We start from the raw sequence: 24262 nt of genomic DNA on the forward strand, positions 1-24262 counted from the left end.
GAGTGCCGGCGCGCCTCTGGTCGCGCTTCGGCCCGAGCGGTATGCCCGCCGACGACGGCGAGATCGAGTCGCTTTTCGGCGTCCCTTCGCCGCAAGTCTGGAGAGCCGGGTGCAGTACGCCGACATCGCCATCGCCGTCCTTGGAGCCTTTGTTCTGGCCTGGGCCGCCGACGCCCTCACCGGCCGCCGGGGTCTGTTCGCCGCCTCGCTGGTGTCCGGCGTCGGAGCCATCGCCGGCTGGTTCCTGGCGGTGCGCGTCTTCGCCGTCTCGACCATGGACCAGTGGGACTGGCTGCTCTGGTCGCTCGCGGCCTCGGTCATCGCCCTGGTCGCCTTCTTCCTGTTCCGGAGCAAGCGCTGATGGGACCCCGCGCGCGCCGCTTCGTGGCCATGCTCGGAGTCCTGGCCTTCCTCGTGTTCTGGATCTGGGGCGCCATCGCCCTGCGCGGCGTCCTGCCGCCGGGTCCGCTGATCGACCTGCTGGTCTTCGCCGTGGCCGGAATCGGCTGGGGCGTGCCGCTCTACCCGCTGTTTCGCTGGGCCGAGAAGGGCGGGAAGTAGGCGGGGTCCAAGGGAGGAATGGTCGGAGCGACAGGATTCGAACCTGCGACCCCTTGACCCCCAGTCAAGTGCGCTACCAGGCTGCGCCACGCTCCGAGAGGCGCTCCCTATAGACGGCCTCGGCGCCGTCGCAAACCCAAAAAAGCGGCCGTCAGGCGCTTCGCGACAGCACCGCCTCAAGCCGCGCCCGCGCGCCCTCCAGCTCGGCGAGGACCTGCCGCAGCCGCACGGTCGGAGCCGCCGGCGCCGGGGGCGGCGGCGGGGGAGCAGACTCGCCCTCCGGCTCGAAGGCGACCCGGCCCTCGGGATCGCCCCAGGCCGCGATTCGCCGGAGCCCCTGCTCCCGGTGCAGCCGCTGCACGCCCTTGATGGTCAGGCCCTCGTCGTGCAGCAGCCGGCGCACCGCCTTGAGCAGGACGATGTCCTGGGGGCGGTAGAAGCGTCGGCCGCCTGCCCGCTTCAGCGGCGACACGAAGGTGAACTTGGTCTCCCAGAAGCGCAGCACGTGCTGCGGCGCCCCGACCTCCTCGGCCGCCTCGGAAATGGTGCGGAAGGCGTTCGGGCTCTTGGCCACGGTCAGGCGGGGGCGACGGCGTCGTGCACCCGGCCCTTCATGATCTGCGAGGCCCGGAAGCTGATCACCCGGCGCGGGTGGATGGCCGCCGGTTCGCCGGTCTTGGGATTGCGGCCCATGCGCGCCCGCTTCTCGCGGACCTGGAATACGCCGAAGCCGGACAGCTTCACCGTCTCGCCGCGTTCAAGGGACTCCACGATGAGCTCGAGCGTGCGTTCGACCAGCATCGAGCATTCCTGTCGCGACAGCCCCACCTCTTCGTGGACGGCCTCGCACAGGTCCGCGCGGGTCAGAGTCTGCGCCACCGCTGTCTCCCCTCAGTGCTCAGTGGCGGACATAAAAGGCCAGCCACGTTGAAATGGAAAGGCGAATTGCGTTTCAGAGGCGAAACGCGCACGCCCCCCAGGTCAGCCCGCCGCCCATCGCCTCGACCAGCACCAGGTCGCCGCGCCGGATGCGCCCGTCCTGGACAGCCGCGTCGAGGGCCAAGGGAATCGAGGCGGCGGAGGTGTTGGCGTGGGTCGCCACCGTCGAGATCACCTTGTTCTCGTCCAGGCCCAGCCGCTCGCCCACGCCGCGGATGATGCGCTGGTTGGCCTGGTGCGGCACAAACCAGTCGACATCCTCGATCGTGATGCCCGAGGCCTCGCAGGCGGCGGTGATCGCCTCGGCGATGTTGACCACGGCGTGGCGGAACACCTGGTTGCCGGCCATGCGCAGGTGGCCGACCGAGCCGGTCGTCGCCGGCCCGCCGTCCACGTACAGCAGGTCCGTCTTGCCGCCGTCACACCGCAGGGCGAAGCCGAGGAGGCCGCGGTCCGCCTTGGTCCCCTCCCCCTCCTGCGGCTCGAGCACGACCGCCCCGGCGCCGTCGCCGAACAGCACGCAGGTCGACCGGTCGGTCCAGTCCATCAGGCGCGTCATCTCCTCGGCCCCGATCACCAGGGCGCAGCGGGAAATGCCGCGGGCGACGAAGCCGTCGGCGACGCTCAGCGCATAGACGAAGCCCGAGCACACCGCCTGGACGTCGAAGGCCGGGCAGACCGGAACGCCCAGCTTGCGTTGGACGATCGAGGCCGTGGCCGGGAAGGTCATGTCGGGTGTGGTGGTCGCCACGACGATCAGGTCGACCTCCTCCGGCGTCCGGCCGGCGTCCGCCAGCGCCCGCCGCGCGGCCGCGACGGCGAGATCGCTGGTCGGCTCGTCGTCCCGCGCCTTGTGCCGCTGCCGGATGCCGGTGCGCTCGACGATCCACTCGTCGGAGGTGTCGACGATCTTCGCCAGATCGGCGTTGGTGACCACCTGTTCCGGCAGGTAGGAGCCGACGCCGGTGACGGCGCTGCGGGTGACGCTCACTGGGAAGTCTCCTGGGCCGGATCCGAAGGCGCGGCCGGCGGCTGTTCAAGCACGGCCGTCAGGCGGTTCAGGCTGTGACCCACCTTGGCCAGATAGTCGCTGCGGGCCAGTTCGACGGCGATGCGGATGGCGTTGCCGAAGCCGCGCGCGTCGGCGCCGCCGTGGCTCTTCACCACGATGCCGTTCAGGCCGAGCAAGGGTCCGCCGTTGATCGCGCCGGGATCGATGCGCTGCTGCATCCGGCGCAAGGCCGGGAGGGCCAGCAGGGCGCCGGCCTTCGCGAGAGGGCCCGAGGTCAACGCCTGCTTCAGCAAGGCCGAGATGAATCGCGCCACCCCCTCCGCCGTCTTCAGGGCGATGTTGCCGGTGAAGCCGTCGGTGACGACCACGTCGACGGTGCCGCGAGCGATGTCGGTGCCCTCGACGAAGCCGCGATAGTCGAGGCCGAAGCCGCCTTCGCGCAGGATTCGCGCGGCCTCGCGCACCTCCTCGTGGCCCTTCATGTCCTCGGAGCCGACGTTGAGCAGGCCGATGGTCGGACGTTCGACTCCGTGCACCGCCTGGTGGAAGGCCTCGCCCATGATGGCGAACTCCACCAGCTGCTCGGCGTCGCTCTCGATATTGGCGCCGACGTCCAGCACCGCCGTCACCCCGCGCAGGGTGGGCCAGCTGGCCACGATCGCCGGACGCTCCAGCCCGTGCGCGGACATGCGCAGGATCAGCTTCGAGATGGCCATCAGGGCGCCGGTGTTGCCGGCCGAGACGACCGCGGCCGCCTCCCCCGTCTTCACCGCCTCGATGGCGTTCCAGAGGCTCGAGCCCTTGCCGCGGCGCATGGCCTGGGCGGGCTTCTCGTCCATGGCGACGGTCTTGTCGGTGTGCCGGATCTCGCAGACCTCGGGCCCGAGGCCGCACTTCTGGAGCTCGGCGCGCAGCGCGGTCTCGTCGCCGTGGAGGAGGAAGCGAACCCCGTCGCCGCCGTGTTCCTGCCGGTAGTGGCGGACGCCGCCGACCACCACCGGCGGGCCGTGGTCGCCGCCCATGGCGTCGAGCGATATCAGGACAGGGGAAGGCAAGCCGTTTCGACTCCGTCGCGCCGCCGGGCGGCGCTGGTCAGGGGCGACGATAGCGCCGCGTCGGGGGGATGCAACCGGACGGACCCTGCGTCAACCTTCGTCGTCGGGGCGCAGCTTGCGCAGCACGGCGAACGGCGATTCCTCGGCGGGTTCCGGCGGCTGCACGAACTCGGCGCCCGGCTTGCGCGGGAACGGGTCGAGGCGCAGCGCGAGCTGTTCCACGGCGTACTGGCCAAGATCGATCTGGCCGTCCTCGATCAGGTCGGGCGTGGAATCGTCGAGGGTGATCACGATCTCGTCGTCGGTCGCCGTCGGCGCCTCCGCCAGGGACACGGCGAAGGTCTCGTCGATCTCGACGGGGAGCGGCTCCAGCGTCACGCCGCAGATCTGCTCGAGCCGCGCCCGGATGCGTCCGGTCAGGGACCAGCCGCCGGCCGTCGGCTGCAGGCTCACGTCCGCCTCGAACATGTCCAGAGAGGCGAGATCCAGCGCCCGCGCGATGCGCCGCCGCGCGGCCTCGTCGGGCCTCAGCACCCGCGTCAGGCCCGCACCGGCCTGGTGCAGGCGGACGGGTTCGCTGTAGGGCAGCTCGGGAGGGGTCATTGCGGAAGCTCCGCCCACGCCGGGGCGGAAAGCACCGCGGCGAGGGGTTGGTTGGCCAGGCGTTTGCGGCAGTCGAGGGCGTAGGCGGCGAGGACCGGCGCGCCCGGCGCGTCCGCATCCTCGAACACATTGCGCGCCAGCGAGGCGCGAAGGGTGTCGGAATCCCCGTCGCGGAGCGGCGACTCCCAGGCGGACATGCGACCGTAGAGGGCTTCCCCCAGCCGCCGCATCTTCTTGCCGACCGAGATGTCGCCGACGCCCAGCTCGCGCAGCGCGTTGTCGAGGGCGGAGACGTAGACATCGAACAGCTGCTGGCCGATCTCCGCCCCGCGCTCGCCCTCGTCGCGGAGCCGCATGGTCAGCAGCAGGACGTGCAGGGTGTAGAGCTCGAAGCGCGCGTCGATCCGGTCGGCCACGCCCAGCCGGGTGTAGAAGTCCGGCTGCCGGGCCTGGCGCACGGCCTGCTCGTACAGGCTGTCGCCGACGCGTCCGCGGCGGGAGCGGAAGAGATTCTGAAGCATGACTGTCGGCCCCTTTTCCGCCGCGGCGTTGAACTAAGGCGCAGGTCCGGCTAGGTCAAAGACCTTGTTTCTCCCGCAGGCGCGCCCATGCTCCGTACGAAGCTCCTCCTCGCAGCCCTCTCGACGGCGGCCCTCGTCACCGCCTGCGCGCCCGTCGTGGGACAGAACGGCTTCCAGGCGGTCGACGCCAAGCCGGCGGACATCGTCGCCGGGACCGATACGCGCGAGACCGTGCTGACCAAGCTCGGCACGCCGTCGACCACCTCGACCTTCGAGAGCGACAGCATCTGGTACTACATGAGCCAGGTGACCGAGAAGTACACCTACAACCGGCCGCAGGTGACGCAGCGGACCATCACCGAGATCACCTTCAACGACGCGGGTCAGGTGGCCGCGGTGCGCACCCTCGGCCTCGACGACGGCCAGCGCATCGCCATGAACGACCGCGAGACGCCGACCCGCGGGCGCCAGCTGACGATCCTGGAGCAGCTGCTGGGCAATGTGGCGCGCGGGCAGCTGCCGCGCACGGAAGAGGACATCCCCGGCCAGCGCCGCCCGGACTGACCGCCCCCCTCCTCGACAGGCACGAAAAAGCGCCCCGGAGAGCGATCTCCGGGGCGCTTTCTGCAGGACGGGTCGGCTCAGACGATCCGGCCGCTCGCCAGCACCGCCAGCAGCAGCAGGGCGACGATGTTGGTGATCTTGATCATCGGGTTCACCGCCGGGCCGGAGGTGTCCTTGTAGGGATCCCCGACCGTGTCGCCGGTCACCGCGGCCTTGTGGGCCTCGGAGCCCTTGCCGTGGACGACGCCGTTGCGATCGGTGAAGCCCTCCTCGATCACCTTCTTGGCGTTGTCCCAGGCGCCGCCGCCCGAGGTCATCGAGATGGCCACGAACAGGCCGGTGACGATCACCCCCATCAGCATGGCGCCGAGGGCGGCGAAGGCGTTGGCCTTGTCGGGCTGGATCATCAGGACGACCACGAACAGCACGATCGGCGACAGCACCGGCAGGAGCGACGGCACGATCATCTCGCGGATCGCCGCGCCGGTGAGGATGTCGACCGCGCGGCCATACTCCGGCTTCACATCGCCGGTCATGATCCCGGGGTTCTCCCGGAACTGGCGGCGCACCTCGGCCACGACCGACTCGGCGGCGCGGCCCACGGCGGTCATCGACATGCCGCCGAACAGGAAGGGCAGCAGCCCCCCGAACAGCAGACCGACCACGACGTAGGGGTTGGCCAGGTCGAAGGCGACCGTGCCGAGGCCCTCGAAGAAGCTGCCCGGCGCCGCTTCGGCCGCGAAGTACTTCAGGTCCTCGGTGTAGGCGGCGAACAGCACCAGGGCGCCGAGGCCGGCGGAGCCGATGGCGTAGCCCTTGGTCACCGCCTTGGTCGTGTTGCCCACGGCGTCGAGGGCGTCGGTCGAGTGCCGGACGTCCGGCGGCAGGCCGGCCATCTCGGCGATCCCGCCGGCGTTGTCGGTCACCGGGCCGAAGGCGTCGAGCGCGACGATCATCCCGGCCACGCCCAGCATGGTGGTGGTGGCGATGGCGATGCCGAACAGGCCGGCGAGCTGGTAGGTCGCCACGATGCCGACGATGATGGTCAGCGCCGGCAGGGCCGTGGACTCCAGCGACATGGCCAGGCCCTGGATGACGTTGGTGCCGTGCCCGGAGACCGAGGCGTTGGCCACCGACTTGACCGGCCGGTAGTTGGTGCCCGTGTAGTATTCGGTGATCACCACGATCGCCGCGGTCACCGCCAGGCCGACCATGCCCGACCAGAACAGGCTCATCGGCTCGATGGTCAGGCCGCCGGAGGTGACGACCGGGCCGAGCAGGTCCTCGCCGCGGAGGAACTGGAACAGGCCGAAGATGGCGGCGATGGAGAGCACGCCGGTGACGATCAGCCCCTGGTAGAGGGCGCCCATGATGTTCTGCGACTTGCCGAGGCGGACGAAGAACGAGCCGATCACCGAGGTGACGATGCACACCGCGCAGATCAGCAGCGGCAGCAGCATCATGACTTCGACATAGGGCTGGCCGCGGAAGAAGATGGCCGCGAGCACCATGGTGGCGACCGTGGTCACCGCATAGGTCTCGAACAGGTCGGCGGCCATGCCGGCGCAGTCGCCGACGTTGTCGCCGACGTTGTCGGCGATGGTCGCGGCGTTGCGGGGATCGTCCTCCGGGATGCCGGCCTCGACCTTGCCGACCATGTCGCCGCCGACGTCGGCCCCCTTGGTGAAGATGCCGCCGCCGAGGCGGGCGAAGATGGAGATCAGCGAGGCGCCGAAGCCGAGGGCGACGAGTCCGTCGATGACCTCGCGGCTGGTCGGCTCGAAGCCCGCGCCGAGGGTGAGGAAGGCGAAGTAGCCGGCCACGCCGAGCAGGGCCCCGCCGGCGACGAACATGCCGGTGATGGCGCCGGAGCGAAACGCCAGATCGAGGCCTTTCGACAGGCTCTCGGAGGCGGCCTGGGCGGTGCGGACGTTGGCGCGGACCGAGATCAGCATGCCCGCGAAGCCGGCGGCGCCGGAGAGCACCGCGCCGATGGCGAAGCCGATCGCCGCCCACGGACCGATCAGGAAGAAGGCGGCGATCAGGATCACGACCCCGACCACGCCGATGGTGGTGTACTGGCGGCGCAGGTAGGCGGAGGCGCCCTCCTGGATGGCCGCGGCGATCTCCCGCATCCGGTCGGTGCCGGTGGAGGCCTTCATCAAGGCGGCGGTCTGGACGGCTCCGTAAAGCACCCCCAGTCCGCCTGCGGCTATGACAAGCCACAGATAGCTACTCATGGTGTTTCCAAACCCTGTCATGTTGAGGCGCCCGGCCCTTGGCGCGGGGGGCGTTTTCGCCTCTCACCGCCTTCCGGTCCCCCCGTGCGCGGCGGACGCAGGTTGCGTCCTTGGGGAATTGCGGCGGAACGGTGCCAAATGCGTCCAAAGGACGCAACAGGCTTGGTGAACGGCGGTCAACCGGTCGGAACGCCCGTGCGCCGGCGCGGCGCCTGGCTGACCACCTCGACGCGGGTGACCGCGCCGCGGCCGGCGATGGCCGCCGCCGAGCGCATCAGGCTGGCGGCCAACGCCGAGGCGTCCAGCCGGGTCCAGTCGTCGGCCACCACGAAGGGGGTGCGGTGGGCGGCGCGCACGAGGGCGTCGCGCAGGAAGGGCTCCTTCAGCCGCATCGTCTCCGGCGTGGCCGAACCGCCGAGGTGGAGACGGAGCGAGACGAAGACGTAGTTGCGCAGGCGTCCGCCGGCGATGACCGGCAGGCCGACCCCGGGAATGCTGAGGCTGGCGCCGGCCGCCGGGGGGCGGTCGGAGGCGCCCGCCGCCGACGCGGAGGCGAGGGCCGGAACGGCGACGGGAGCGGCGAGGAGGTCACGGCGGCGCATGGGCCGATCCTGCCGCCGCGGTCTTGAGAAACCGTTTCAGCCGTGGGCGTAGCCCGGCCGGGCGAAGACCACGGGGCGGCCCCGGAAGCGGGCCTCCAGCCCGTGCCCCGCCGCCACCCGGCCGATGCGGGTGAGACGGATGTGCCGACGCTCCGCCTCGCGCCTGACCGCCGCCTCGTCGCGGGCCGGCGCGGTGAAGACGATCTCGTAATCGTCCCCGCCGGTGACGAGCTGTTCCAGCCCCGCCTGCGGATCCACCCGGCCCTCGAACCAGGCCGTCCCCGCCGCGGACAGCGGGGTGAGTTCGAGATCGATCTCGACCCGGACGCCGCTGGCGGCCGCGAGGTGGCCAAGGTCGGCGACCAGACCGTCCGAAACGTCCATGGCCGCCGTGGCGAGGTCGCGAACCACCGGCGCGAAGGCCACCGGCGGGCTCGGGGTGCGGTAGTGATCGGTCAGGGCGGCGAGGCGCTCGGGATCCAGCGACAGCCGGTCCTGCACCGCCTGCAGGCCCAGCCAGCCGTCGCCGATCGCCCCGGTGACGAAGACCAGGTCGCCCGGCCGGGCGCCGGCGCGGGACACCGCCTGCCCCTTCGGAACCCAGCCGAGGGCGGTCACGGAGAAGGCGGCGGGCCCCGGGGTCACCACGGTGTCGCCGCCCAGCAGCGCCACCCCGAACAGCTTCTGGTCGGTCCGCAGGCCGTCGACGAAGGTCATCCGCTCGGGCCAGCCGCAGCGGGCCGACCAGTGGCAGGCGAGCAGGTAGCCGAACGGCTCCGCCCCCTTGGCGGCGAGGTCGGACAGGTTCACCCGCAGCAGCTTGCGGGCGACGGTGTCGAGCGGATCCTCGGGCAGGAAGTGGACGCCCTCGACGATGGCGTCCTTGGTCAGGACGAGGTCGTAGCCGGGGCGGGACGGCAGGACGGCGACGTCGTCGACCAGCCCCCTCGCCCACTCCGGATGGGCCAGCGGCGCCAGCAGCCGGCGGATGGTCTCGAACTCGCCGGCGACGTCGAGCGCGGGCATGACGCCTCCGGCTAGCTGCGGACGTCCCGGGCCACCCCGTCGAGGGCGGCGTTGACGAACTTGGCCTCGGCGTCGTCGAAGAAGGCCTTGGCCAGCTCGACGTACTCGTCGATGACGATCTCCTTCGGCACGTCGCGGCGGTCGAGCAGCTCCCAGGCGCCGGCGCGGAGCAACGCCCGCAGCGTCGAGTCCAGCCGCTCCAGCCGCCAGTTCGACGCCAGCCGCGCCTTGACGGCGGCGTCGACCTCGCGCTGGCGCGCCACCACGCCGCGGACGACGTCGGCGAACCAGGCCTCGTCGGCCTCGGCCAGCGGCTGACCCTCGATGTCGCCGTCGAAGCGGTGGTTGGCGAACTCGCCGATCACCGTCTCCACCCCCTCCCCGGCCAGCTCCATCTGGTAGAGGGCCTGGACGGCGGCGAGGCGGGCCACGGTGCGGGCGCGGCGCTGGCGGGAGCTGAGGCCGGGCTCGGCGCGGGACTTTTCGGCCCCGGCGAGCTGCTCGAGGACGGACTGGAGGCTGTTCGGTTCGGTCACGCGCCCAGTCCTACGCGCAGGCGCTTGCGCAAGGCAATGAGGTCGAGACAGGCGCGGGCCGCGGCGCCGCCCTTGTCGCCCTCGCTGCGGCGGGCGCGGGCCCAGGCCTGGTCCTCGTCCTCGGGGGTCAGGATGCCGTTGCCGATGGCGAGGCCCTTGAGCCCCAGCTGCATCAGGCCGGCCGCCGACTGGTCCGAGACGATCTCGAAATGGTAGGTCTCGCCGCGGATCACGCAGCCGAGGGCGACGTAGCCGTCGTAGCGCGGGGCGGTCGGATAGCGGCCCGCCTCCTCGGCCATGGCGATCGCGGTCGGCACCTCGAGGGCCCCGGGCACAGAAACCACGTCGTAGCTGGCCCCGCGGGCGCGCAGGGCGTCGGTCGCCCCGTCCAGCAGGGCGTCGGCCAGGGCGTCGTAGAAGCGGGCCTCGACGACGAGAATGCGCGGACCCTCGCTCATGCCTGGTCCTCCCCGTCCATGTCGCGCCAGCCGACGATGCGCAGGCCGTAACCCTCGAGGGCGGCCGGGTTCGGGCGCGTGGAGCTCATCACGATCATGTCGCGCACCCCGAGGTCCTTGAGGATCTGCGCCCCGACGCCGTAGTTGCGCAGGGCCCGCTCCACCGCCTTCGGCCGCTCGACGCTGGCCAGCCGCTCCGCCAGCCCCTGCAGTTCGGGATCGCGCAGGAAGACGGCGACGCCGGCGCCGGCGTGGCCGGCGATCTGGCGCAGGGCGCGGGGCACATAGTCCTGCCGGGACTCGACGTGGCCGAGCAGGTCGGCCGCGAAGTCGACCTGGTGCATGCGGACGAGGGTCGGCCGGTCGGACTCGACCTTGCCGTGGACCAGGGCCACGTGCTCCACCCCCTCGACCACGTTGCGGTACAGCATCATGCGGAACGGGCCGCCGTGGACGCTCTCGAACGGCGTGTCCATCACCCGCTCGACCAGCCGCTCGGTTCGCCGGCGGTAGGCGATCAGGTCGGCGATGGTCCCGATCTTCAGCCCGTGCAGCTGGGCGAAGGCGATCAGGTCCGGCATCCGCGCCATGGTGCCGTCGTCGTTCATGATCTCGCAGATCACCCCGGCCGGGGTCAGGCCCGCCATGCGGCTGATGTCGACGGCGGCCTCGGTGTGGCCGGTGCGGACAAGGACGCCGCCGTCGCGGGCGACCAGCGGGAAGACGTGGCCCGGCGAGACGATGTCGTCGGCGCCGCGGTGCGGATCGACGGCGACCTGGATGGTGCGGGCCCGGTCGGCGGCGCTGATGCCGGTGGTGACGCCCTCGCGCGCCTCGATCGAGACGGTGAAGGCGGTGCCCATGCCGGCGCGGTTCTCGGCGGCCATCGGCGGCAGGCGCAGCTGGCGGGCGCGCTCGGCGGTGATGGCGAGGCAGATCAGGCCGCGGGCGTGCCGGGCCATGAAGTTGATCTGGTCCGGGGTGGCGAACTGGGCCGGGATGATGACATCGCCCTCGTTCTCGCGGTCCTCGGCGTCGACGAGGATGTAGGGCCGCCCGTTGCGGGCGTCCTCGAGGATGTCCTCGATCGGGCTGATCGGGCTGTCGTTCATATTGGCCGCCGGTTGCATCAGGCCGTCTCCTGCCACCGCGCGAGGTATCGCGCCAGCATGTCGATCTCGAGATTGACCCGATCCCCGGCCGCAAGCGTCCCGAGGGTGGTCGCCGCGAGCGTGTGCGGAATGATGTTGACGCCGAAATGGCGATCCTCGACCGCGTTGACGGTCAGGGAGACGCCATCGACCGTGATCGAGCCCTTGGGCGCGATGAAGCGGTGCAGCGGCGCCGGCGCCTCGATGTCGATGCGGCGCGAGCCGCCCTCGGGCGTCACCGAGAGCACGCGGCCGAGCCCGTCGACATGGCCGGAGACGATGTGGCCGCCCAGCTCGTCGCCGAGTTTCGCAGCCCGCTCGAGATTCACCCGCCGGCCGGTCGCCCAATCGCCGAGGGTGGTCTTCGACAGGGTCTCGTCCGAGACCTCGACCGCGAACCAGCCGGGACCGGTCTCGGTCACCGTCAGGCAGCAGCCGGCGTGGCTGATCGAGGCGCCGAGCTCGATCGTCGCGGTGTCCCAGGCGGTTTCGATCACATAGCGCCGGTCGCGCTCGGTCGGCCGAACCTCGCGCACGCGGCCGATGTCGGTGACGATGCCGGTGAACATCAGGTCGTCCTCGCCGCGAAAAAAGGGTGTCCCGGGAGTCCCGTGAGTCCCGAACCGCGCCGGGGGCGGCCGCACGCGGTCCGGGCCGGTCGCGCCGCGACCGGGTTCCAGCATTGGCGCAGCGCTCCGACAGAAACGGTCGCAGGGCGGGCGTCAGCGGATCGCGTCATAGCGTTCCCAGAGATCGTCGCCGAGGGGTTCGGCGGACAGGCGCCGGAACTGGGGGGCCTCGGCCAGCTTTGCAAGCGCGAGGGCCGCGACGCAGGGCCGCCCCTCCCCGCCCAGCAGGATGGGCGCGCGGAACCACTCCAGCCGATCCACCAGACCGGCCCGGAGGAAGCTTGCGGCCACCTGGCCGCCGCCCTCGATCAGCACCGAGGTCGCGCCGGCGCGGCCGATCGCCTGCAGCGCCGCCGCGGGCGCGGGACGGCCCTCCGCCGCCTCGACCTGCTCCACCCGGGCCTCCCCGACCGGCCGGGGCGCGGCCGCGGTCAGGATCAGGCTGTCGCCGCGGGCCACCTGCGCCGTCGGCGGGGTGCGCAGCCGGCTGTCCAGCACCACGCGCAGCGGCTGGTCGACCGGACGCCCCGGCAGCCGGGCGGTCAGCGCCGGATCGTCGGCCAGCACCGTCTCGACGCCGACGAGGATGGCGTCGTGGGCGGCGCGCAGCCGGTGACCCTCCTGCCGGGCCGCCTCGCCGGTGATCCACCTCGATTCGCCGCTCGCCGTGGCGATCCGCCCGTCGAGGGAGGTCGCCAGCTTCAGGGTGACCCGCGGCCGCATCAGCCCCGGCCGGACCCGTCGTCGTCCTGCCGCTCGTTCAGCCCCTCCGCCCCGAGGAAGCGGGCGAAGTCGCCGGTGTGGCGGAAGTCCTTGTAGACCGAGGCGTAGCGGACGTAGGCCACCTCATCGACCGACTTCAGCGCCTTCATGATGAAGTCGCCGACGGTCGAGGACGGGATCTCGGTCTCGCCGAGGCTCTCCAGCTGGCGGACGATGCGGCTGACGAGCTGTTCGATCTGCTCCGGCTGCACCGGCCGCTTGCGCAGGGCGATCCCCAGCGACCGCTCCAGCTTGTCGCGGTCGAAGGGCGTGCGCCGGCCGTTGCGCTTGAGGATGACCAGCTCGCGCAGCTGGACCCGTTCGAAGGTGGTGAAGCGCCCGTTGCACTGCGGACAGGACCGCCGGCGCCGGATCGCCGCGCCGTCGTCGGACGGGCGGCTGTCCTTCACCTGGGTGTCCGGGTTTCCGCAGAAGGGGCACTTCATCGGCGCGTCATCCGTAGATGGGGAAGCGGCGGGTGAGCTCGCGCACCTCGCCGGCGACCCGCTGCGACACGGCGGGGTCGGCCTCGTCGCCGCCCTTCATGCTGTCGATCACATCGGCGATCCAGTGTCCGACCTGCCGGAACTCGTCGACGCCGAAGCCGCGGGTGGTGCCCGCCGGCGTGCCGAGGCGGACGCCGGAGGTGACGGTGAAGGGCGCCGTGTCGAACGGCACGCCGTTCTTGTTGCAGGTCATCAGGGCGTGCTCGAGGGCCGCCTCGGTGGCCTTGCCGGTCACGCCCTTGGGCCGCAGGTCGACCAGCATCAGGTGGCTGTCGGTGCCGCCCGAGACGATGGCCGCGCCGCGCTCGACCAGCACGGCGGCCAGGGCGCGGGCGTTGTCGACCACCTGGCGGGCGTAGGCCTTGAACTCGGGCTTCAGCGCCTCGCCGAAGGCCACGGCCTTGGCGGCGATGACGTGCTCCAGCGGCCCGCCCTGCAGGCCCGGGAAGACGGCCGAGTTGATCTTCTTGCCCAGTTCGACGTCGTTCGACAGCACCATGCCGCCGCGCGGGCCGCGCAGGGTCTTGTGCGTCGTGGTGGTGACGACATGGGCGTGGGGCAGCGGGTCAGGATAGACCCCGCCGGCGACGAGGCCGGCGTAGTGGGCCATGTCGACCATCAGATACGCCCCGACGCTGTCGGCGATCTCGCGGAAGCGGGCGAAGTCGATGTGCCGGCTGTAGGCCGAGGCCCCGGCGAGGATCAGCTTCGGCCTCTCCTGCTCCGCCATCTGCGCCACGTGGTCGTAGTCGATCAGGTGGTCGTCCTCGCGGACCTTGTAGGTGACCGGGCGGAACCACTTGCCCGACTGGTTGGCCGGCGAGCCGTGGGTCAGGTGGCCGCCGCAGGCCAGATCCATGCCGAGGAAGGTGTCCCCCGGCGTCAGCAGGGCCTGGAACACGGCCTGGTTGGCCTGGGCGCCGGAGTGCGGCTGGACGTTGGCGAAGGCGCAGCCGAACAGCTGCCTGGCGCGCTCGCGGGCGAGGTTTTCGGTGACGTCGACATATTCGCAGCCGCCGTAATAGCGGCGGCCGGGATAGCCCTCGGCGTACTTGTTGGTCAGCACCGAGCCCTGGGCCTCCAGCACCGCCCGGGAGACGATGTTCTCGGAGGCGATCAGCTCGATCTGCTCCTGCTGGCGGCGCAGCTCGCCCTGGACGCCGCCGAAGATGTCGGGATCGGCCTCGGCGAGGGGTTTCGAGAAGAAGGCGGCGTGGGTGAAGGCGGTCACTGGAATCCCCGGATGGCGGCGATCCATTTACGCCCGGGGACGGGCAGCCACAACATCTTGTGGTCAGCGGGCGGCCAGCGCCCGCTGGAGCTTGGCCAGGGCGATCCGCTCCAGCGCGCGCGGCTCGCTGGCGGGCCCGATGGCGGAGACCTCGATGCCCGTCGCCTCGTGGACGGCCGCGCACTTCAGGAAGGCCCCGCGGCGGGTGAATTCGACGATCACGCCGGACGGCGGCGGCGGCGGCCTCATCGTCCCGCCCCGCCGTCGGCCCATGCGGGGAAGGGCAGGTGCAGCGCCGCGAGGCGGTCGCGCGGCGGCAGGTCGCCCGGTTCCCGGGCCATGACGAACCAGCGCAGTTCCGGATGCGGCCAGGGACAGGCCCGGGCGTGCAGGCCGGCGCCCACGGCCAGGGCGGCGACCCGCGCAGGCGTGAACTCCACGCACTCCGGATAGGCCCAGTCGGTGGTGGCCACGGGCGGGCCGGCGGTCTCCGGCCCGACCAGCCAGTTGCTGAGGATCAGGCCGCCCGGCGCGAGCGTGGCGGCGAACGAGGCCAGGGCCCGGGCGGCGGGCCCCTCGCCCGTGTGCGAGAACACCGACTGGGCGATGATGAAGTCGAAGCGCTCGCCGAAGACGTCGGCCCGGAAGTCGGCGTTGTGGTCGAAACGCGGCCGCTTCAGCCGTCGGGCGTCCTCGCCGAGCTCGTGGCGAAACCCCGCCTCCACCAGGTCCGCCGCCGGCTCGACGCCGAAATAGCGGTCGGGCTGCAGGTAGGGGATGGCGAGACGGCCGAGCCGCAGGGAGCCGCAGCCGAAGTCGAGCAGGCGGTGGTGCTCGCGCAGCCCCAGCAGGAACAGCAGGGCGAACTGGGAGCCGGCGGCGAGGTCGTACCGCTGCGGCTGGCCGACGAAGCTCCGGTGGAGCGGCCACTGTTCGAACGCGGTTGTCGGCGGCTTTGCGGTCATTCCGCGGCCGGGTCAGGCGACGGCGGGGAGGCGGGCCACGTTGCAGTGGGTCCAGAGCCTGTCCATGGCGCGGACGAGGTCGTCCATCATGGCGTCGTCGTGATTGGGCGAGGGGCGATCAGCCGGTCCCGGGCCTTCCCGGGCGCCGTCCGGACCGCGAGCGCGGCCGCCGGCACGGCCCGTTCCCCGGACGCCGTCCCCCGCCGCTGCAGCCTGTCGGTCAGGCCCGGCTTCAGCCGCCGAGCGCGCTGCGGCCGGTCCGGCGCATCCGGTCCGGGCGGGTCCCCGTCGACGTGCGGGGCGAGGCGGTCCAGCAGGGTGTCGAGGATCGCCTCGATTCTCAGCAGTTCGTCCTCGGGCAGGTCCCCCATCAGCTCGTCGCGCAGGTCCGCTGCAATGACGTCGAGCGCCTGCAGGGTCTCGATCCCGCCGGGCTCGAGTCGCACCAGCTTGGCGCGACGATCGCCGACCAGGTTCTCCCGACGCACCAGCCGCTGGCGCTCGAGGGTGTCCAGCTGGCGAACCAGCGCCGGCCCCTTGATGCCGATTCGCTCGGCCAGTTCGGTCTGGATCAGGCCGAGGGGCGAGGTGGCGAGATGGTAGAGGGCGCTCTGGTGCACATCGGTCTGGCCCCGCTCCGCCAGCCTCTCCCGGAGGCGCGCGCGCCAGCGCCGGCCGGTGAGGATGAGCTTGTAGGCCACGCTGAGTTGGACCCGCTCGCGCGGCGTCTTCGAGGGCAGGACGTCGGAAAGACTGTTACGCGGCATGCTCTGGTTCTCGCCTCCGGCGGGGATTGCCGCATCGGAGCAGGCCTGCTGCCTGCCGATCAAGGAATGACCCAAATCATTTAAGAACGAATGATTTGCTGACGAACAGTTCGTTGCCAAAGAAAACGTAAGAAATTTCTAAACATGTTTGAATGAATGTCGGCCTCGTCCAACCCTCGGAGGCGACATGATCGGCAAAACTCGCAACCGCATCGTAGAACTTGAAGAGAAAGCGAGAGCGCTTTCCTCGTTCGTTGATGCGATAAACAGGTCGCAGGCGGTCATCGAGTTTGACACACAAGGAAATATCCTCGCGGCAAACGAGAATTTCCTCAACGCCATGGGGTATCGCCTTGAAGAGATTCGGGGCCGCCACCACCGGATGTTCGTCGATCCGCAATACGCGCAGTCTCCGGAGTATTCGGACTTCTGGCGGCGGCTGAACGCCGGCGAGTTCTTCGCCGAGCAGTTCGTGCGCTACGGCAAGGGCGGTCGCCGGGTGGTGATCGAAGCCTCCTACAACCCGATCTTCGACCGCGACGGCAAGACGGAGAAGGTGGTGAAGTTCGCCACCGACGTGACGGCCGTGGTCGAGGAGCGCGAGCGCAACGAGGCCGAACGGGCGGCCGCGGCGCGAGAGCAGGCCCGGGTGGTGGAGATCACCGCCCAGTCGCTGTCGGCGCTGGCCGACGGCGACCTGACGGCGCGCATCGCCGAGGAGTTCCCCGGCGACTACCGGAAGCTGCGCGACGACTTCAACGCGGCGATGGCGAAGCTCGAGGACGCCATGGGCGAGATCGCCAGCAACACCGGCGCGCTCAAGTCCGGGGCGGGCGAGATCAGCCAGGCCGCCGACGATCTGTCGCGGCGCACCGAGCAGCAGGCGGCCACCCTTGAGGAAACCGCCGCGGCGCTCGACCAGATCACCGCCACCGTCAAGCGCACCGCCGAGGGCGCCCAGCGCGCCGGCTCGGTGGTCACCTCGGCCAAGACCGACGCCGAGCGTTCGGGCGAGGTGGTGTCGCGGGCGGTCGAGGCCATGGGCGACATCGAGCGGTCCGCGGGCCAGATCAGCCAGATCATCGGCGTCATCGACGAGATCGCCTTCCAGACCAATCTGCTGGCCCTCAACGCCGGCGTCGAGGCGGCGCGGGCGGGGGATGCGGGCAAGGGCTTCGCGGTCGTCGCTTCCGAGGTCCGCGCCCTGGCGCAGCGCTCGGCCGAGGCGGCCAAGGAGATCAAGACCCTGATCTCCGCCTCGACCAACCAGGTGAAGACCGGCGTCAGCCTCGTCGGCGAGACCGGCCAGGCGCTGACCGCCATCGTCGAGCGGGTCGCCGAGATCAACGGCCTGATGAGCGAGATCTCCGCCTCGGCCCAGGAACAGGCCACGGCGCTGGCGGAGGTCAACACCGCCGTCAACCAGATGGACCAGACGACCCAGCAGAACGCCGCCATGGTCGAGCAGTCCACCGCCGCCAGCCACAACCTCACCCAGGAGTCCGAGCAGCTGTCGCAGCTGGTGGGCCGCTTCCGGACCTCGGCTTCGCAGCCGCAGCCGGGGCGCGGCGCCGGCGGCGAACCGGTTCCCGCCAACCGCGGTCACCGGGCGATCCAGGAGTCGCAGGCGAAGATCGCCGGGTTCGCCCGCCGCTACGCCGCGGCTCCGACCCGCGGCGCCAACGCCCTGGCCCTGAGCCCCACCGCCGAGGCCGATTGGGAAGAGTTCTGATGCAGGGCCGCTACCCGCTTCCGGCGCGTCTGGAAGGCCCGGCGCTCCAGCAGGTCAGGACGGATCTCCTCTCGCTTCGCGGCGGTGATCTCGACCTCGACGGAGCGGGCGTCCAGCGCATCAACGGGCTGGGCCTGCAGCTGCTGATGTCGGCCATCAGGACCTGGAGCCACGACGGCCGCTCGCTCCGGATCGTCGAGGCCACGCCGGAGCTCGGCGCCGCCCTCGCCTTCGCCGCGACCCCCATCACAGGAGACCTGTCGTGAGGACGACAACTGTTCTGACGGTCGACGACAGCCGCACCATGCGGGACATGCTTCGCCTCGCCCTCGTCGACGCCGACTTCAACGTCATCCAGGCCGTCGACGGCGTGCACGGCCTGGAGGTGCTCAGCGAGCACGAGCCGGACGTCATCATCACCGACATCAACATGCCCAACCTCGACGGCTTCGGCTTCATCGAGGGCGTGCGGCGCGACGAGAAGCACGCGGCCACGCCGATCCTGGTGCTGACCACCGAGAGCGATCCCGGGAAGAAGCAGCGGGCCCGCGACGCCGGCGCCACCGGCTGGATCGTCAAGCCCTTCGACGCGGTGAAGCTGGTCGACGCGGTGCGGAGGGTGGCCGCATGACGACCGGCGCCGGCGATCCGATGGAGGCCATCCGCGCCACCTTCTTCCAGGAGTGCGACGAGCTCCTGACGGAGCTGGAGAGCGGCCTGCTGGCGATGCAGGAGGAGACGGCCGACGGCGACACGGTCAACGCCGTGTTCCGCGCCGTCCATTCGATCAAGGGCGGCGCCGGCGCCTTCGGTTTCGACGCGCTGGTGCGCTTCGCCCACGTGTTCGAGACCACCCTCGACGAGCTGCGCTCCGCCCGGCTGGCGGCCGATCCGGAGCTGATCGCCACCCTGCTGCGCGCTGGCGACGTGCTGGCGGACTTCGTCGCCTCCGCCCGGTCGGGCGGCTCGGACGAGCCGGCCTCGGCCGCCCAGGTGGTGGCGGAGCTGGACCGCTATGTCTCGACCGACGTCGACGGGGCGGGGGAGGAGATGGACTTCGACTTCCAGCCCGCCGCGGTTTCGCTGGACGAGCCGCCGGCGCCGGCGGAAGCCGCGCGGTTGACTGTCCGCCTCCGCGCCGGCGCCGAGCTGTTCCGCAAGGCCAATGACGACCTGAAGCTGTTGCGCGACCTGGAGCGGCTGGGGGAGGCGACGATCGCCGTCCGCGCGGAAGGCCTGCCGATGCTGGACCAGCTGGACGTCGCCACGCCCTGTCTGGCGTGGGAGGTCGGGCTGACCGGACCGGGCGTGGACGAGAACGCCGTGCGGGCCGTGTTCGAATTCGTCGACGGCGACTGCGAGCTGGAGATCCTCGCCGCCGACCCCGAGGCTGTCGCCGAACCCGCGGCTGTGGCCGAACCCGCGGCGATCGCGGAGTCCGGCGAGGAGACGCCCGACGCGGTGCTCAGCCGGCTGCTGGCCGAAATCCAGGATCCGGAAACGCCGGCCGCCGCCCCTTCGGCCGCGGCGCCTGCGGCCGCGCCGGCCGCGCCGGCCGCCGGTCCGACGCCCGCCGCGTCCGCCGACTCTTCCGTGCAGACCACCATCCGCGTCGACCTCGAGCGGATCGACCGCCTGATCGACCTGGTCGGCGAGCTGGTCATCAACCAGGCGATGCTGGCGCAGCGGGTCGTCGAGGCGGGACTGGCGCGGTCGAGCACGATCGCCCTCGGACTGGACGACCTGGAGCAGCTGACCCGGGAGATCCAGGACAGCGTCATGGCCATCCGCGCCCAGCCGGTGAAGTCGGTGTTCCAGCGCATGCCCCGGCTGGTCCGGGAGGTCGCCGCGGCGACCGGCAAGCAGGTCCGGCTGGTCACCGAGGGCGAGGCGACCGAGGTCGACAAGACGGTGATCGAGCGGCTCAGCGAGCCGATCACCCACATGATCCGCAACGCCATCGACCACGGGCTGGAGACGCCCGAGGAGCGGCTGGCGGCGGGCAAGTCTCCGGAGGGGCAGGTGCGTCTCAGCGCCCGCCACCGCTCCGGGCGCATCATCATCGAGGTCTCGGACGACGGCCGCGGCATCAATCGCGAGCGGGTGCGGGCGATCGCTGTCGACAAGGGCCTGATCGCCCCCGAAGCGGCCCTGACCGACGAGGAGGTGGACAACCTGATCTTCGCCCCCGGCTTCTCCACCGCCTCCTCCGTCTCGGACATCTCGGGGCGCGGCGTGGGCATGGACGTGGTCAAGCGCTCGATCCAGGCGCTGGGCGGCCGCATCGTCATCAACTCCCGGCCGGGGGAGGGGTCGACCTTCGTTCTCAGCCTTCCGCTGACCCTGGCGGTGCTGGACGGCATGGTGGTGAGCGTGGGCGACCAGACGCTGGTGGTCCCCATCAGCCTGATCGTCGAGACCCTGAAGCCGAAGGCCGCCGAGGTGCGCGCCCTCGGGCCCGCCGGCACCGTGCTGGCGATCCGGGGCAGCCATGTGCCGTTGATCGACGTCGGCCGCTCGCTCGGCGCCGCGGCCGCCGAAAGCGGGGCCCTGGCGGGGGTGACCCTGCTGGTCGAGAGCGAGCTCGGGGGCCTCGCCGCCCTGCGCGTCGACGCGATCCAGGGGCAGCGCCAGGTCGTGATCAAGAGCCTCGAGCAGAACTACCGGCAGGTGGAGGGCGTCGCCGCCGCCACCATCCTCGGCGACGGCCGCGTCGCCCTCATTCTCGATGTGGACGGGTTGCTCGCCGCGCGGCGGCGGCAGCCGGCGGTCCGTGACCTTCCCCAAGCCCTAGCGAGTTGAGCCATGAGCCCTGCCGAGGACAGACGAGAGCTGATCGCGTTCCGGATCGGTGAACAGGAGTTCTGCGTCGACATCCGCGCCGTGCGTGAGATCCGCGGCTGGACGCCGGCGACGCCGCTGCCGCACTCGCCGGCCTATGTACGCGGCGTCATCAACCTGCGCGGGGCCGTGCTGCCGATCATCGACCTGAGCAGCCGCCTGGCCCTCGGGACGGCCGAACCCTCGGCCCGGCACGTGATCATCGTCGCGCGCGTGGGCCTGCGCACCGTGGGCCTGCTGGTGGAGGCGGTGTCGGACATCCTGACCATCTCCGACGAGATGATCCAGGCGACGCCGGACATCGCCTGCGAGGTGGTGCGCTCGTTCGTGAAGGGCGTGATCCCGGTCGACGGCCGGATGATCAGCCTGATCGCCCTGGACGGGCTGCTGCCGGAAACCCCGACGGAGATGGCCGCTTGAACGCAGCGTTGCAGGCCGAGCCGGCCCTTGTTCAGGGCGAATTCGAGTACACGGCCGCCGATTTCCGGAACCTGGCGGGTCTTCTCTACGGCATGGCCGGCATCGAGCTGGCGGACATCAAGGCGCCGCTCGTCTATTCGCGCCTGGCCAAACGCCTTCGCGCGCTCGGCCTCAGCCGGTTTCGTGACTACTATGCGCTGCTGCGCGACCCGAAGTCCGAGGAGGAACGGTCCGCCTTCCTCAGCGCCCTGACGACCAACGTCACCCGCTTCTTTCGCGAGCCCCACCACTTCGACGCCCTGCGACGCCAGATCGAGGGCCAGCTGGCGCCCGCCGCCCGGGCCGGAGCCCGGGTGCGCCTGTGGTCGGCCGGCTGTTCGCTCGGCCATGAGCCGTATTCGATGGCCATGGTGCTGCTCGAGGCGCTGCCGGAGGCGGCGGAGCTGGACGTTCGCATCCTCGCCACCGACATCGACCCGCAGGTGGTGCGCCAGGCGGGCGCCGGGCGCTACCGGTCGGAGGACCTGTCTCCACTCGCGCCGGCGATGCGCGAGCGGTGGACCCGCACGGTCGGCGACGAGCGCGAGATCAGCGCCGAGGTCAAGGCGCTGGTGCGCTTCGGGGTGCTGAACCTCCACGCCCCGTGGCCGATGTCGGGGCCGTTCGACGTCATCTTCTGCCGCAACGTCGCCATCTATTTCGACGCCCCGACCCAGGCGCGGCTCTGGGAGCGGATGGCGGCCATCCTCACCCCCGAAGGCCGCCTCTACATCGGCCATTCGGAGCGGGCCGAAACGCCGATGCTCCGCACGGAGGGCCTGACCATCTACCGGAGGGCCGGCTGATGGGGGAGGCCTACAAGGTTCTGATCGTCGACGATTCCGCCACCATGCGGGCGATGATCGGGGCTGCGCTGCGCACCGAGCCGAGGCTGCAGGTGGTCGGGGAGGCCGCCGATCCGCTGCAGGCGCGCGAGGCGATCCGGGCCCTTTCGCCGGACGTCCTGACGCTCGACGTCGAGATGCCGCGCATGAACGGGCTGGAGTTCCTCGAGCGCCTCATGCGTCTGCGGCCGATGCCGGTGGTCATGGTCTCGACCCTGACCGAGCGGGGCGCGGACGCGACGCTGGCGGCGCTCGAACTCGGCGCGGTGGACTGCATCGCCAAACCCACCGGTCTGACGCCGGACCGTTTCCGCGGCCTCGCCGCGACCGTGCTGGCGGCGGCGCAGGCGCGTCCGCGCACCCGTCGTCCGCTGCCCCAGGTCGCCGCCGGCTACCAGCCGAGGGGCTCGCTCGTGGCGATCGGCGCCTCCACCGGCGGCGTGGAGGCCCTGCTGACGGTGATCGGCGGCTTCCCCGCCAACTGTCCGCCCACCGTCGTCACCCAGCACATGCCGGCCAGCTTCACGGCCAGCTTCGCCGCCCGTCTCGACCGGGTCTGCGCACCCCGGGTCAGCGAGGCCCGGGACGGCGACCCGCTCGAGATCGGGCGGGTCTACATCGCGCCGGGCGGCGAGGCCCACCTGGAGATCGAGCGCCGGGGCGGCCGCCTCGTCTGCCGTCTCGTGGAGGGGGATCTGACCTCGGGCCACCGCCCCTCCGTTGATCGCCTCTTCGGCTCGGTCGCGGAGGTCGCCGGACCGGCCGCGGCCGGGGCCCTGCTGACCGGGATGGGTCGCGACGGGGCCGAAGGCCTGCTGCGGATGCGCAGGGCCGGGGCCCAGACGATCGCACAGGATGAGACCACCAGCGTGGTGTTCGGCATGCCCCGGGTCGCCTGGGAGCTGGGCGCCGTGCAGCAGCAACTGCCGCTCGAAGCCATCGCCGGCGCCGTCCTCTCCGCGACCGGCAAAACTGTCCAGGGAGCCGCCTGATGCCTGCAGCCAACTCGCTCAAGGTTCTGGTCGTCGACGACCAGCAGACCATCCGGGCGCTGATCCGCAACAGCCTGAAGGACCTCGGCGTCAGCGTCATCGAGGACGCGGTCGACGGCGAGGACGCCCTGCGCAAGCTGCTCGCGGGCAACTTCAACCTCATCATCTCCGACTACAACATGCCCAAGCTGGACGGGCTGAACCTTCTCCGGGCCGTGCGGGCGGCGCCGCAACTGAAGCAGATCGGCTTCATCATGCTGACCGGCCGGGCCGACACCGATCTGGTCAAGCGGGCGGTGCAGTTCGGGGTCAACAACTACCTGGTGAAGCCGTTCACCGTCGCCACCCTGCGGAGCAAGATCGAGGCGGTCTACGGGGCGCTCACATGACCTCCCGACGGGTTCATGTGGTCCAGGGCGAGCACGCCGTCAGCGGCGACCCCGCCGTCTGCCTGACGACGGTGCTGGGGTCGTGCGTCGCCGCCTGCGTGTGGGATCCCGACGGCGGCGTGGGCGGGATGAACCATTTCCTGCTCCCGCAGGCGCCCGACGGCGAACCGGGCGATCGCCGCTACGGCGTCCAGGCCATGGAGCTGCTGATCAACGGTCTGCTGCAGTCCGGCGCCCGGCGCGACCGGCTGCAGGCCAAGGTGTTCGGCGGGGCCCGCATGAGCCGGCGCATGGCCGACATCGGCGGTCGCAACGCCGCCTTCGTGACGCGCTTCCTGGCCCACGAGGGCATCGTCCTGCACGGCTCCAGCCTCGGCGGCGACAGCGCGCGCCGCATCCAGTTCTGGCCCGCCACCGGGCGGGCGCGACAGCATCTGGTCAGCGAAACGCCGGCGGAGACCCTGCAACCGGCGCTCCATGCCCCGACGGCGCCGGCCGGCGAAGTGGATCTGTTCTGATGTCGCCGCGGGCTTCCACCGACATGGCCGGGCTGTTCGACGTCCTGTCGCGGGAGCTCGGCCGCTGGGGCGGAGCCGTCGACCGCATCGAGCGCGCGGTGGGCCGGGTCGTGCAGACCGGCGTCGCGGACCCGTCCGACCTCGCCACCCTCCAGGAGCTCGACGCCCTCCATCAGCACCTGCGGGAGCTGGAGCGGTTCTGCGCGGCCATCGCCGCAGAACCCCTCCCGGCCGACGCCGATGCAGACGGCCGTCGTCGCCTCGCCGCGGCGGGTCTCAACCTTCAGGGTCTGGCGGACCGCCTCGCCGGCCAGGCCGAGCAGGCGGCCCCCGCCGCCGTGGTGGAGTTCTGGTGAGC

33 protein-coding genes and 1 tRNA gene are annotated in these 24262 nt (G+C 71.4%); 13 read left to right on the forward strand and 21 right to left on the reverse strand.

The features are described 5' to 3' along the window. The first annotated feature begins 109 nt into the window (after positions 1-109). Both H2038_RS01570 and H2038_RS01575 read left to right on the forward strand, forming a co-directional pair. Positions 110-361: a transglycosylase gene (locus tag H2038_RS01570; RefSeq protein WP_292108697.1), complete on the forward strand. Its 252-nt coding sequence runs from the start codon at positions 110-112 to the stop codon at positions 359-361. After that, positions 361-561, forward strand: a complete 201-nt coding sequence (locus H2038_RS01575) for a DUF2842 domain-containing protein (protein WP_292108698.1) — start codon at positions 361-363, stop codon at positions 559-561. The genes H2038_RS01570 and H2038_RS01575 overlap by 1 nt, the downstream gene beginning before the upstream one ends. A gap of 19 nt (positions 562-580) precedes the next feature. Here H2038_RS01575 and H2038_RS01580 read toward each other — a convergent pair. The 7 genes from H2038_RS01580 to H2038_RS01610 form a co-directional block, all read right to left on the reverse strand. Next, positions 581-657 (reverse strand) — tRNA-Pro (locus H2038_RS01580). A 55-nt stretch (positions 658-712) separates the two neighbouring features. Next, positions 713-1135: a MerR family transcriptional regulator gene (locus H2038_RS01585; RefSeq protein ID WP_292108699.1), complete on the reverse strand. Its 423-nt coding sequence runs from the start codon at positions 1133-1135 to the stop codon at positions 713-715. A 2-nt stretch (positions 1136-1137) separates the two neighbouring features. Continuing rightward, positions 1138-1440 carry an integration host factor subunit alpha gene (locus H2038_RS01590; protein WP_292108700.1) on the reverse strand — a complete coding sequence of 101 codons (303 nt, stop codon included), beginning with the start codon at positions 1438-1440 and terminating at the stop codon, positions 1138-1140. Between the two features lie 73 nt (positions 1441-1513). After that, complete coding sequence (locus H2038_RS01595) at positions 1514-2491, reverse strand: beta-ketoacyl-ACP synthase III (RefSeq protein ID WP_292108701.1); 978 nt, start codon at positions 2489-2491, stop codon at positions 1514-1516. After that, on the reverse strand, positions 2488-3567 hold the full coding sequence (gene plsX / locus H2038_RS01600) for a phosphate acyltransferase PlsX (RefSeq protein WP_292108702.1): 1080 nt from the start codon (positions 3565-3567) through the stop codon (positions 2488-2490). The genes H2038_RS01595 and plsX overlap by 4 nt, the downstream gene beginning before the upstream one ends. Before the next feature lie 90 nt (positions 3568-3657). Next, complete coding sequence (locus tag H2038_RS01605) at positions 3658-4170, reverse strand: DUF177 domain-containing protein (protein WP_292108703.1); 513 nt, start codon at positions 4168-4170, stop codon at positions 3658-3660. Beyond that, complete coding sequence (locus H2038_RS01610; RefSeq protein WP_292108704.1) at positions 4167-4691, reverse strand: ubiquinol-cytochrome C chaperone family protein; 525 nt, start codon at positions 4689-4691, stop codon at positions 4167-4169. The genes H2038_RS01605 and H2038_RS01610 overlap by 4 nt, the downstream gene beginning before the upstream one ends. Before the next feature lie 87 nt (positions 4692-4778). Here H2038_RS01610 and bamE point away from each other — a divergent pair, with 87 nt between their 5' ends. After that, on the forward strand, positions 4779-5255 hold the full coding sequence (gene bamE / locus H2038_RS01615) for an outer membrane protein assembly factor BamE (protein ID WP_292108705.1): 477 nt from the start codon (positions 4779-4781) through the stop codon (positions 5253-5255). A gap of 77 nt (positions 5256-5332) precedes the next feature. Here bamE and H2038_RS01620 read toward each other — a convergent pair whose 3' ends face one another. The 14 genes from H2038_RS01620 to H2038_RS01685 all read right to left on the reverse strand — a co-directional run bounded on the left by H2038_RS01620 (position 5333) and on the right by H2038_RS01685 (position 16528). Further along, on the reverse strand, positions 5333-7495 hold the full coding sequence (locus tag H2038_RS01620) for a sodium-translocating pyrophosphatase (protein ID WP_292108706.1): 2163 nt from the start codon (positions 7493-7495) through the stop codon (positions 5333-5335). A gap of 176 nt (positions 7496-7671) precedes the next feature. Beyond that, positions 7672-8097 carry a hypothetical protein gene (locus tag H2038_RS01625; RefSeq protein ID WP_292108707.1) on the reverse strand — a complete coding sequence of 142 codons (426 nt, stop codon included), beginning with the start codon at positions 8095-8097 and terminating at the stop codon, positions 7672-7674. 36 nt (positions 8098-8133) lie between these two features. Continuing rightward, complete coding sequence (gene thiL / locus H2038_RS01630) at positions 8134-9123, reverse strand: thiamine-phosphate kinase (RefSeq protein ID WP_292108708.1); 990 nt, start codon at positions 9121-9123, stop codon at positions 8134-8136. Between the two features lie 11 nt (positions 9124-9134). Then, positions 9135-9659: a transcription antitermination factor NusB gene (nusB, locus tag H2038_RS01635; RefSeq protein ID WP_292108709.1), complete on the reverse strand. Its 525-nt coding sequence runs from the start codon at positions 9657-9659 to the stop codon at positions 9135-9137. Further along, positions 9656-10117 carry a 6,7-dimethyl-8-ribityllumazine synthase gene (gene ribH, locus H2038_RS01640; RefSeq protein WP_292108710.1) on the reverse strand — a complete coding sequence of 154 codons (462 nt, stop codon included), beginning with the start codon at positions 10115-10117 and terminating at the stop codon, positions 9656-9658. Before ribH ends, nusB begins: the two co-directional genes overlap by 4 nt. Next, complete coding sequence (gene ribB, locus H2038_RS01645) at positions 10114-11247, reverse strand: 3,4-dihydroxy-2-butanone-4-phosphate synthase (protein ID WP_292108711.1); 1134 nt, start codon at positions 11245-11247, stop codon at positions 10114-10116. Before ribB ends, ribH begins: the two co-directional genes overlap by 4 nt. Then, positions 11247-11837 carry a riboflavin synthase gene (locus H2038_RS01650; protein WP_292108712.1) on the reverse strand — a complete coding sequence of 197 codons (591 nt, stop codon included), beginning with the start codon at positions 11835-11837 and terminating at the stop codon, positions 11247-11249. Before H2038_RS01650 ends, ribB begins: the two co-directional genes overlap by 1 nt. A gap of 153 nt (positions 11838-11990) precedes the next feature. Next, positions 11991-12620, reverse strand: coding sequence for a RibD family protein (locus tag H2038_RS01655; RefSeq protein ID WP_292108713.1), 630 nt, complete (start codon positions 12618-12620; stop codon positions 11991-11993). Then, positions 12620-13105, reverse strand: coding sequence for a transcriptional regulator NrdR (nrdR, locus tag H2038_RS01660; protein ID WP_292108714.1), 486 nt, complete (start codon positions 13103-13105; stop codon positions 12620-12622). Before nrdR ends, H2038_RS01655 begins: the two co-directional genes overlap by 1 nt. A 7-nt stretch (positions 13106-13112) precedes the next feature. After that, a complete protein-coding gene (glyA, locus tag H2038_RS01665; RefSeq protein WP_292108715.1) occupies positions 13113-14423 on the reverse strand; it encodes a serine hydroxymethyltransferase in 1311 nt (436 codons plus the stop codon). A 36-nt stretch (positions 14424-14459) separates the two neighbouring features. Then, entirely contained in the window at positions 14460-14645 is a 186-nt protein-coding gene (locus tag H2038_RS01670; protein WP_292108716.1) for a hypothetical protein, read from the reverse strand. Then, positions 14642-15361: a class I SAM-dependent methyltransferase gene (locus H2038_RS01675; protein ID WP_292108717.1), complete on the reverse strand. Its 720-nt coding sequence runs from the start codon at positions 15359-15361 to the stop codon at positions 14642-14644. The genes H2038_RS01670 and H2038_RS01675 overlap by 4 nt, the downstream gene beginning before the upstream one ends. An 86-nt stretch (positions 15362-15447) precedes the next feature. Beyond that, positions 15448-16128: a MarR family transcriptional regulator gene (locus H2038_RS01680; protein ID WP_292108718.1), complete on the reverse strand. Its 681-nt coding sequence runs from the start codon at positions 16126-16128 to the stop codon at positions 15448-15450. Between the two features lie 76 nt (positions 16129-16204). Beyond that, the gene (locus H2038_RS01685; protein ID WP_292108750.1) at positions 16205-16528 is read right to left on the reverse strand and encodes a hypothetical protein; all 324 of its coding nucleotides are present in this window, start codon (positions 16526-16528) and stop codon (positions 16205-16207) included. Here H2038_RS01685 and H2038_RS01690 point away from each other — a divergent pair. From H2038_RS01690 to H2038_RS01735, 10 genes are read left to right on the forward strand one after another with little or no spacing between them, the layout of a single operon-like run. After that, entirely contained in the window at positions 16436-17860 is a 1425-nt protein-coding gene (locus tag H2038_RS01690) for a PAS domain-containing methyl-accepting chemotaxis protein (protein ID WP_292108749.1), read from the forward strand. The two genes, H2038_RS01685 and H2038_RS01690, sit on opposite strands and share 93 nt — an antisense overlap. Further along, positions 17860-18126 carry an STAS domain-containing protein gene (locus tag H2038_RS01695; protein WP_292108719.1) on the forward strand — a complete coding sequence of 89 codons (267 nt, stop codon included), beginning with the start codon at positions 17860-17862 and terminating at the stop codon, positions 18124-18126. The genes H2038_RS01690 and H2038_RS01695 overlap by 1 nt, the downstream gene beginning before the upstream one ends. Beyond that, complete coding sequence (locus H2038_RS01700; RefSeq protein ID WP_292108720.1) at positions 18123-18491, forward strand: response regulator; 369 nt, start codon at positions 18123-18125, stop codon at positions 18489-18491. Before H2038_RS01695 ends, H2038_RS01700 begins: the two co-directional genes overlap by 4 nt. After that, on the forward strand, positions 18488-20662 hold the full coding sequence (locus H2038_RS01705; RefSeq protein ID WP_292108721.1) for a chemotaxis protein CheA: 2175 nt from the start codon (positions 18488-18490) through the stop codon (positions 20660-20662). The genes H2038_RS01700 and H2038_RS01705 overlap by 4 nt, the downstream gene beginning before the upstream one ends. 3 nt (positions 20663-20665) lie before the next feature. Further along, entirely contained in the window at positions 20666-21121 is a 456-nt protein-coding gene (locus tag H2038_RS01710) for a chemotaxis protein CheW (protein WP_292108722.1), read from the forward strand. Further along, positions 21118-21966, forward strand: coding sequence for a protein-glutamate O-methyltransferase (locus H2038_RS01715; RefSeq protein WP_292108723.1), 849 nt, complete (start codon positions 21118-21120; stop codon positions 21964-21966). The genes H2038_RS01710 and H2038_RS01715 overlap by 4 nt, the downstream gene beginning before the upstream one ends. Continuing rightward, the gene (locus H2038_RS01720; RefSeq protein ID WP_292108724.1) at positions 21966-22997 is read left to right on the forward strand and encodes a chemotaxis response regulator protein-glutamate methylesterase; all 1032 of its coding nucleotides are present in this window, start codon (positions 21966-21968) and stop codon (positions 22995-22997) included. The genes H2038_RS01715 and H2038_RS01720 overlap by 1 nt, the downstream gene beginning before the upstream one ends. After that, positions 22997-23386, forward strand: a complete 390-nt coding sequence (locus tag H2038_RS01725; protein ID WP_292108725.1) for a response regulator — start codon at positions 22997-22999, stop codon at positions 23384-23386. The genes H2038_RS01720 and H2038_RS01725 overlap by 1 nt, the downstream gene beginning before the upstream one ends. Further along, positions 23383-23904, forward strand: coding sequence for a chemotaxis protein CheD (locus tag H2038_RS01730; protein WP_292108726.1), 522 nt, complete (start codon positions 23383-23385; stop codon positions 23902-23904). Before H2038_RS01725 ends, H2038_RS01730 begins: the two co-directional genes overlap by 4 nt. After that, entirely contained in the window at positions 23904-24260 is a 357-nt protein-coding gene (locus tag H2038_RS01735) for a hypothetical protein (protein WP_292108727.1), read from the forward strand. The genes H2038_RS01730 and H2038_RS01735 overlap by 1 nt, the downstream gene beginning before the upstream one ends. Positions 24261-24262: the final 2 nt, after the last annotated feature.

Source organism: Brevundimonas sp., from assembly GCF_013912005.1.
Classification (GTDB): domain Bacteria; phylum Pseudomonadota; class Alphaproteobacteria; order Caulobacterales; family Caulobacteraceae; genus Brevundimonas.